Annotated in this window: 5 protein-coding genes; all 5 read left to right on the forward strand. The window is 71.5% G+C overall.

The genetic code is table 11. The features are described 5' to 3' along the window. A partial coding sequence (locus KGQ19_RS45740; protein ID WP_230420455.1) for a condensation domain-containing protein occupies positions 1-1,515 on the forward strand: 1,515 nt, incomplete at its 5' end. Between the two features lie 21 nt (positions 1,516-1,536). Next, a complete protein-coding gene (locus KGQ19_RS45745) occupies positions 1,537-1,785 on the forward strand; it encodes an MbtH family protein (RefSeq protein WP_230420456.1) in 249 nt (82 codons plus the stop codon). Next, a complete protein-coding gene (locus tag KGQ19_RS45750) occupies positions 1,782-3,773 on the forward strand; it encodes a non-ribosomal peptide synthetase (RefSeq protein WP_212021399.1) in 1,992 nt (663 codons plus the stop codon). Before KGQ19_RS45745 ends, KGQ19_RS45750 begins: the two co-directional genes overlap by 4 nt. Continuing rightward, positions 3,770-7,399, forward strand: coding sequence for a type I polyketide synthase (locus tag KGQ19_RS45755; protein WP_212021400.1), 3,630 nt, complete (start codon positions 3,770-3,772; stop codon positions 7,397-7,399). The genes KGQ19_RS45750 and KGQ19_RS45755 overlap by 4 nt, the downstream gene beginning before the upstream one ends. 225 nt (positions 7,400-7,624) lie before the next feature. After that, on the forward strand, positions 7,625-8,149 hold the full coding sequence (locus tag KGQ19_RS45760) for an ArsR/SmtB family transcription factor (protein WP_212021402.1): 525 nt from the start codon (positions 7,625-7,627) through the stop codon (positions 8,147-8,149). The last annotated feature ends 29 nt before the right edge of the window (positions 8,150-8,178 follow it).

Raw genomic sequence — 8,178 nt, forward strand, 5'->3', positions numbered from 1 at the left:
GATTTCTTCGGGCTTGGTGGGCATTCGTTGTCGGCGATGCGTTTGGTGAATCGGGTGCGTGGGGTTTTCGGGGTGGAGGTGGCGATCCGGGATCTGTTCGACCGTCCGACGATCCAGGCCCTCGCCCACCACATCGAAAACGGAGCCGGAGCCTTGGCTGACGGCGCCCGGGGATCCCGCGAGCCATTGCGGCCGGCCCCGGAACCGCGGCCGACCGAGCTGCCCCTGTCTTCGGCGCAACTACGGCTGTGGATAACCGATCGGCTCGGCGGTCCGAGTGCGGTGTACAACGTGCCGGTTGCGTTGCGGCTGGTCGGTGCCTTGGATGTGCAGGCGTTGCGTGCTGCGATCGGTGATGTGGTCGGGCGGCATGAGTCGTTGCGCACGGTGTTTCCTGATCGGGATGGTGAGCCGTATCAGTGTGTTGTCGAGGCCGGTTCGGCCGACATTGACCTGACGGTTGTCGATATCGCGCCGTCGGAGCTTGATGACGCGGTCCAGGCCGCGGCCGATGAGCCGTTCGTGTTGGCGGAGGATCTGCCGATCCGGGCCCGGCTGTGGCGGGTCGGGCCCGATGAGCATGTGCTGTTGGTGGTGATGCATCACATCGCTACAGACGGATGGTCGCAGGGCCCGTTGTTGCGGGATCTAGCGCAGGCTTATGAAGCACGCGTGCAGGGCAGCGCGCCACAGTTCGTGCCGTTGCCGGTGCAGTACGCCGATTTCGCATTGTGGCAAGCGGCTGGCGAGGCCGAGGAGCGGGATCTGGAGTTCTGGGTCGAGCAGCTTCGCGGCGTGCCGGAGGAGACGGTGCTGCCGTTGGACCGCCCGCGTCCAGCAGTGCGTTCCCAGCACGGTGCGGAGGTGCGGTTCGAGGTCGATCAGGATACCCATGGCGAGCTTCAGGCCTTGGCGCAGAGCGGGAATGCCACGTTGTTCATGGTGCTGCACGCGGCGGTGGCCGCGGTGTTGCACCGCTACGGGGCCGGCACGGATGTCGCGGTGGGCACCGCGGTGGCCGGCCGCAGCGATCACGCGCTCGATGATCTGGTCGGCTTCTTCGTCAACACTCTGGTGCTGCGTACCGACCTGTCCGGGAATCCCGACTTCCAGACCCTGATCGAGCGGGTGCGCGATGCAGATCTGCGGGCCTACGCGCACCAAGACATCCCCTTCGAGGAACTGGTCGCCCACCTGGCGCCCGTGCGGACCCCGGCGCGCCACCCGCTGTTCCAGGTCATGCTCTCGGTCGACCAGACCGACCCGGTCCCGCCGAGCCTGCCAGGCCTGACCGTCGAGAACCACGCGGTGCCTACCGACACCGCGAAGTTCGACCTGGCCCTGGTCTTCCAACCGAACCACCACCCCGACGGCAGCCCGGCAGGCATCACCATCCAGCTCACCTACGCCACCGACATCTTCGATCCCGAAACCATCCAAGCCCTGACACACGACCTCAGCACCCTGCTCACCCAAGTCACCAAGACCCCCCACACGCCGCTCGGCGAACTCTGAGACCTGGAAGGTGTATAGATCATGACAAGTCCCTTTGACGACCCCGACGGCCGTTTCAACGTGGTCGTCAACGACGAGGAGCAGTACGCGCTCTGGCCTGAGGGCCTGGACATTCCCGCCGGCTGGAGCCCGTTGGCCTCCGGCGACCTCGCGGAGTGCACCGCGTATGTCGAAGAGCACTGGGTCGACATGCGGCCGCGCTCGCTCAAATCGGCGATGGCCGCGAACGCGACGGCCCAGGCCAGGACCACCGAGGACGTGAGCGCATGACCGCGGACACGCGCCAGGGTCCGCAGCAGCGGGATCTCGGATTCCAGCTGCGGCAGGAGTGGGACGATGCCGCGACGCTGCTTCCGGAGGCCACCGTGCCGGAGCTGTTCGCCAGGCGCGTCGCTGAGGAGCCGGGCGCGATCGCGGTGGAGACCGACGACGAGGAGATCTCCTACGCCCGGCTCGACGCTCGAACCGACCGGCTGGCCCGGCGGCTCGTCGAGCAGGGTGTGGCGCCCGGCGACAATGTCGCGGTCCTGATGCGCCGCTCCTCGGACCTCGTCGCGGCGTTGCTCGCCGTGGCCAAGGCCGGCGCCGCTTTCGTACCGCTGTCTGCCCGGGACCCGGTGACCCGGATGCACGCCGTGGTCGCCGGCTCGGGCTGCCGCCTGCTGCTGGTGGACGAGACAACGCAGGACCATGAGATGACCAGCCACCTCGCGTACCTGCGAGCCGACGCGGAGATCGGCGCCGACGCGCCGCCGCGCGGGGCGCCGGTGGAAACCGACCCCTTCGGCGACCGGACGGCCGGGCCGGAAGCGCTGCTGTACATCATGCACACCTCGGGATCGACCGGCGCGCCCAAGGGCGTTGCCGTCACCCACCGCAACGTCGTCGCGTTCGCCCTGGACCGGATCTGGCGCTCCGGCGATCACAACCGGATCCTGTTCCACTCTCCGCACGCCTTCGATGCCTCGACCTATGAGCTCTGGGTCCCGCTGCTGACCGGGGGCACCGTGGTCGTCGCCGCCGGCCAGGCCGACGCCGCGCTGCTGCGCCGGCTCGGCGGGGCGGGCCGGATCACCTCGCTCTGGCTGGGGGCCGGCCTGTTCGGGGCGTTGGCCGAGGCCGACCCGGAATGCCTCGCGGGCCTGCGGCAGGTCTGGACCGGCGGAGACGTGGTGCCGCCGGCGGCGGTCGCGCGTGTGCAGAGCGCCTGCCCGGGTCTGACCGTCTATGACGGCTACGGTCCGACCGAGACGACGACGTTCGCGACCCGCCACCGGATCGCCCGGATCCACCCCGAGGACCGCCCCGTGCCGATCGGCGGCCCGATGGACAACACCCGGGTGTACCTCCTGGACGACCGGTTGCGGCTGACGGAGCCGGGTGAGAGCGGACAGGTGTACGTGGCCGGCGACGGTGTGGCCCGTGGGTATGTGAGCCAACCGGGACTGACCGCGCGGCGCTTCCTGCCCGACATCTTCGGCGCGCCCGGCGGGCGGATGTACGCCACCGGCGACGTGGCCCGCCGCGAGCCGGACGGCAGCCTGAACCTCCTGGGCCGCGCGGACAACCAGTTCAAGATCCACGGCTTCCGGATCGAGCCCGGTGAGATCGAGTCCGTCCTGGCCGGGCACCCCGAGGTCAGCCGGGCCGTGCTGCTCGTCAGCAAGACGCCGGACGGCAGCGGCCACCTGGCGGCCGTCGTCGTTCCGGCGGCGCCGGGCCGACGCCCGGACCCCGAGGCGCTGCGCGGCTACCTCGCCGACCGGCTGCCCGCTCACATGGTCCCGGCCAGGATCGTCGTGCGCGCCGGCCTCCCGCTGACCGCGCACGACAAAGTCGATCACAGAATACTGATGTCCGAGCTGGCCGCCGCCGACGCCGGCCCGGCCGCGCCGACGGCGCCCACCGCGCCGGAAACCGCGGCGACGGCGGAAACCATGGCGCGGGTGGCCGAGCTGTGGTCCGCGGTGCTGGGCGTCGATCGGATCGCCGTCGACGACAGCTTCTTCGACCGGGGCGGCAACTCGCTCAAGCTGATCGGCCTGCATGCGCGGCTGTGCCGGACCTTCGGCGTGGACATACCGGTGCAGCGGCTGTTCGAGATTTCCAGCATCCGCGCGATGGCGCTGTACCTCCAGCGGGCTGCCGGGCCGGACGAGGGCCCCGTACTGGTCGGCGACCCCCGGTCTGTGAGCGCGGCCAGCGCCCGCGGGGCCGCCCGCCGCGATCGGATCCGGGCCAGCAGGGAGCACCGATGAACACGTACCTTGACGGAGCGATAGCGGTCACCGGCATGGCGGTGCGCGTCCCGGGCGCCGGCGACCTCGCCGCGTTCTGGTCGCTGCTGCGGTCCGGCACCGAGGGTGTCACCCACCACGACAAGGACGCGCTGCTCGCCGCCGGTGCCGACCCGGAGCTCATCCGCCGTCCTGACTACGTCCCCTCGCGCGGCATGCTGCCGACGGCTCGGAGCTTCGACTGGCGGTTCTTCGGCTACTCGCGTGCCGAGGCCGCGATGATCGACCCCCAGCAGCGGATCTTCCTCGAGTGCGCGGTCGCGGCGCTGGACGACGCCGGGATCGACCCGGCCCGCTTCCCCGGCTTGATCGGCGTCTACGGCGGCAGCGACGACTGCGACCCGCCCACGGACGGCGATCCGATGCTGCGGGCGCTGGGCAGCAGTCGTGACATGTTGGCCACCCGGGTGGCCTACAAGGTCGGGCTGCGCGGACCCGCGTTCACCGTACAGAGTGCCTGCTCGACCTCGCTGACGGCAGTCCACCTGGCGATCCAGAGCCTGCAGACGTATGAGACCGACGCGGTGCTCGCCGGCGGAGTCGGCCTGGCCGGATTCGGCAGCACCGGCTATCTCTACCTGGAGGGCGGCACCAATTCCCGCGATGGTCGGTGCCGCAGTTTCGACGCGGAAGCCTCCGGCATGGTGCCGGCCGAAGGCGTCGGAATAGTCGTGCTGAGGCGGCTCGAGGACGCACTGCGCGACGGAGACCACGTCAGTGCCGTCATCCGCGGCTCGGCGCTCAGCAACGACGGGGCCGAGAAGATCGGCTTCGCCGCGCCGTCCGTCGCCGGGCAGCGCGAGGCGATTCTGCTGGCGCAGAAGGTGGCCGACGTCGATCCCTGGGACATCGACTACGTCGAGGCGCACGGCACAGCCACCCCGATGGGCGACCCGGTTGAGGTGCAGGCGCTGACCGACGCCTTCCGCCTCTCGCGCGAGGAGGTCGGCTGGTGCCGGCTCGGGGCGGTCAAGAGCAACCTCGGCCACACCGGCGCCGCGGCGGGAGTGGTGGGGCTGATCAAGACGGCGCTGATGCTCGAACACCGCGAACTGGTGCCGTCGTTGCACTTCACGCGTCCGAATCCGCTGATGGACCTGCAGGCCACCCCCTTCCGGGTCGGCACACGGCACGAGCCCTGGCCCGAGCGCGGGACCCCGCTGGCCGCGGTCAGCGCCTTCGGCATCGGCGGCACGAACGCGCACGTCATCCTCGAGGCGCCGCCGTCGCTGCCGCGTTCTGCGCCGCGCCCTGCTCCCCGGGTACTGGCCCTGTCGGCCGGTTCGCCGGAGGCGCTCGACCGGATGCGCGGGAACCTGGCCGACCGGCTGGACGGCGAGCCGGAGTCCTGGCTCGCCGACGCGTCGTGGACGCTGTCCCGGCGGCGCCGGTTCGACCACCGCGCGGCCGTGGTCGCCGAGCAGCCGGCCGAGGCGGCGCGACTGCTGCGCCAGCCGCCCGGATCGGTCCTGCCGCCTTCGGACCGGCGCGATCGGCTCGACCACGTGGCCTTCCTGTTCCCCGGGCACGGCACGCTCGACCACGCCGCCGGGAGCGCGGCCTACCGGCTGCTGCCGCAGTTCGCCGCCCACTTCGAGGAGATGGCGGCGATCTTCCGCCGGGCGCACGCACTGGACCTGTCGCCGATCGTGGGGGACGGATCGGTCGCCGCCGGCTGGTCGGCGGACTTCGTCAACCAGCAGTGCGGCCTGGTGACCATCGGGTACGCGCTGGCCCGGCAGCTACTGGATTGGGGGATCACCCCCGCCGGGATGCTCGGAAACAGCATCGGCGAGTATGCCGCCGCCGCGGTGGCGGGTGTGTGGACCCCGGCCGATTGCGCGGAGATCGTGTACGAGCGTGCGCGGACCGCCCTGCACACCCCGCCGGGGCGGATGGTCGCGATCCGCGCGGGCGCCGCGCAGGTGACCGAGCGGATCGCGGCGTTCCCCGGCGTGGGTCTGGCGGTCATGGGCCCCGGCAACACCGTCGTGTCCGGACCTCAGGCGGCGATCGACGCCTGCCTGGCCGCCGGCGCGCTGGACGGGCTGGACGTCACCGTGCTCGACTTGTCAGTCGCAGCGCACTCCGAAATGATGCGGCCCGCGGCGGCGGGCCTGACCCGGGCGGTGGAGCAGGCTGCCGCGCGCCGGCCCGAACTGCGCTTCGTCTCCAACCTGACCGGCGAGTGGGCCGATCCGGACACCGTCGGCACGGCGGAGTACTGGACCGCCCAGCTGTGCCGGACCGTGCGGCTCGACTCCGGCATCGCGACCCTGATCGCAGAGGGCTGCGATACCTTCGTGGAGCTGGGCGCCGGCACCTCGATGTGCGGCTCGCTGCGCCGGCACTCGGCGTGGGACGAGCAGCGGCACGCGGTGCCGATGCTCGGCCGGGCGTCCGAGGACCCGGAGCGCAGCCTGCTGCGCGCGCTCGCCGTGCTGTGGGAGCGCGGCGCGGATATCGACCTGGCCGACCTGGCCCGCGACGCGCAGCCGCAGGTGGTCGCGCTGCCCTCGTATCCCTTCGAGCCCTCGGACCCGGAGTCCGGCCGGACCACCGCCGCGGCGCCCCGGCAGGATGGCGCGCCGCGCCAGGACGGCCCGAGCGACCTGGAGCAGCTGTGGTGCGCTTCGCTCGGCGTCGCCTCGGTCAACGCCACGGACGATTTCTTCGCCATCGGCGGCGAGTCGCTGATGGCCGTGCACCTGATCAGTGAAGTGAGCCAGGCCACGGGCGCCGCGATCACGGCCGCGGACTTCCTTCGTCAGCCGACCTTCGGCCGGCTGGTGGAGCTTGTGGGGGCGGCGTCCGGCGCAGACAGCGCCGACGGCGCATCGGGAGGCGTGGGGCTGGTCGCCCTGCGCGAGGGGTCGTCCGACCGGCCGGTCTTCCTGATCGCCGACGGTATGGGCAGCGCGTCCAGCTACCTCGAGCTCGCCGACCTGGTCGAGGTCGACCGACCGGTGCTGGGTCTGGAACCTTCCGGCGCGCGATACACCACAGCCCGGGTCGAGGCGATGGCAGAGCAGTACCTCGATGCGGTGCGCGGCGCACAGAAGCATGGCCCGTATACGCTCGCCGGCTGGTCCTACGGCGCGGTGGTCGCGCACGAGATGGCCCGGTTGCTGCTCGATGCCGGTGAAGTCGTCGACGTGCTGCTGTGCTTCGACGGCTTCGTCCAGGGCCGCGGCCGCGGCCTCGGCCTCGGCGGCCGGCCGCTGGCCGCGGTCCCGGGGGCGCTGCTCGAAGTCGCACGGCTGGAATTCGCGGTGCGGTTCGGCTCCGGCCAGGTCCGCGCCCTCGCGCGCCGGGCCCCCGAGCTTCGCCGCAACCTCTCCCGATGTGCACGCGCCCTGCTGCGCTACCGGCCGCGCCCGGTGGACTGCTCGGTCGTGGTGTTCCGGTCCGGCGCGCCGGACTCGGCTTCCCGCGAGGCGCTGCGACGCGACTTGTCGGGCTTCTACCGCACCGTCGAGGTCTTGTCCGCCGGGGGAGACCACTGGTCGATGCTCACCCGACCGCACGTGGTCGGTCTGGCCGGGGAGCTGTCCGCCCGGCTGGCGCAAACCACCCCCGCCCCCTGACCGCTGAAGCAATCCGTGCACGGTGCTCAGCACCTTGTGACGCATCCACCTCCAGACATCGCATCCTGCGACGTCGGCACACCTGGTGACGCCGGTGTCGACCACCCGCGCTGCGACACCCGACATCGAAAGGCTGAATCGACTATGACCATCGCACCCGAAGCGGCGGACGCAGCGCCGGCCCCGGGGACCGAAGGGCCGCACCACCTCACCAGTGTTCGGTCAGTGGCTGCCACGGCCCATCCGCTGCGCCACCGGTTGCTCGACCTGATCGACGTCTACGGGCCGGCCTCCGCCGCGCGGCTGGCGGAACGGACCGGCATGCCGCTCCCCGTGGTCGAGAAGCATCTCGGTGTCCTGCGGGACGGCGGGCTCGTCGAGCCTGAGTCCGGCATCGACGCCCCGCTTCGCTGGCGGCGGGTTTCAGCACAGTACCGCACGCTTACCGAGGAACTGCCCGGTGACCCGGTCAGCAAGGCTGTGGTGCGGGCCATGCAGGCGGTCAACCGCGACCGGCACGACACCCTGCTCCAGACGTGGACGGTGCTGCGCGAATCCTTCGACGAGGGTTGGCGGGCCAGCGCGTTCACCACCGACTCCTGGCTGTGGCTCAGCCCGGGCGAGCTCGGCGAGCTGCGCGAGCAGGTCTGCGCTCTGTTCGATACCTGGGCCCGGCGCCAGTTGCCGGACGACGGCGCCGACCGCCGACCGGTCCACGTTCTGGCCCGGGCGGTCCGGACCGAGCCATGACCCCGACCCGCCTCGCGCCCCACCCGAAC

Origin of the sequence: Catenulispora pinistramenti, assembly GCF_018274385.1 — a bacterium.
Lineage (GTDB): Bacteria > Actinomycetota > Actinomycetes > Streptomycetales > Catenulisporaceae > Catenulispora > Catenulispora pinistramenti.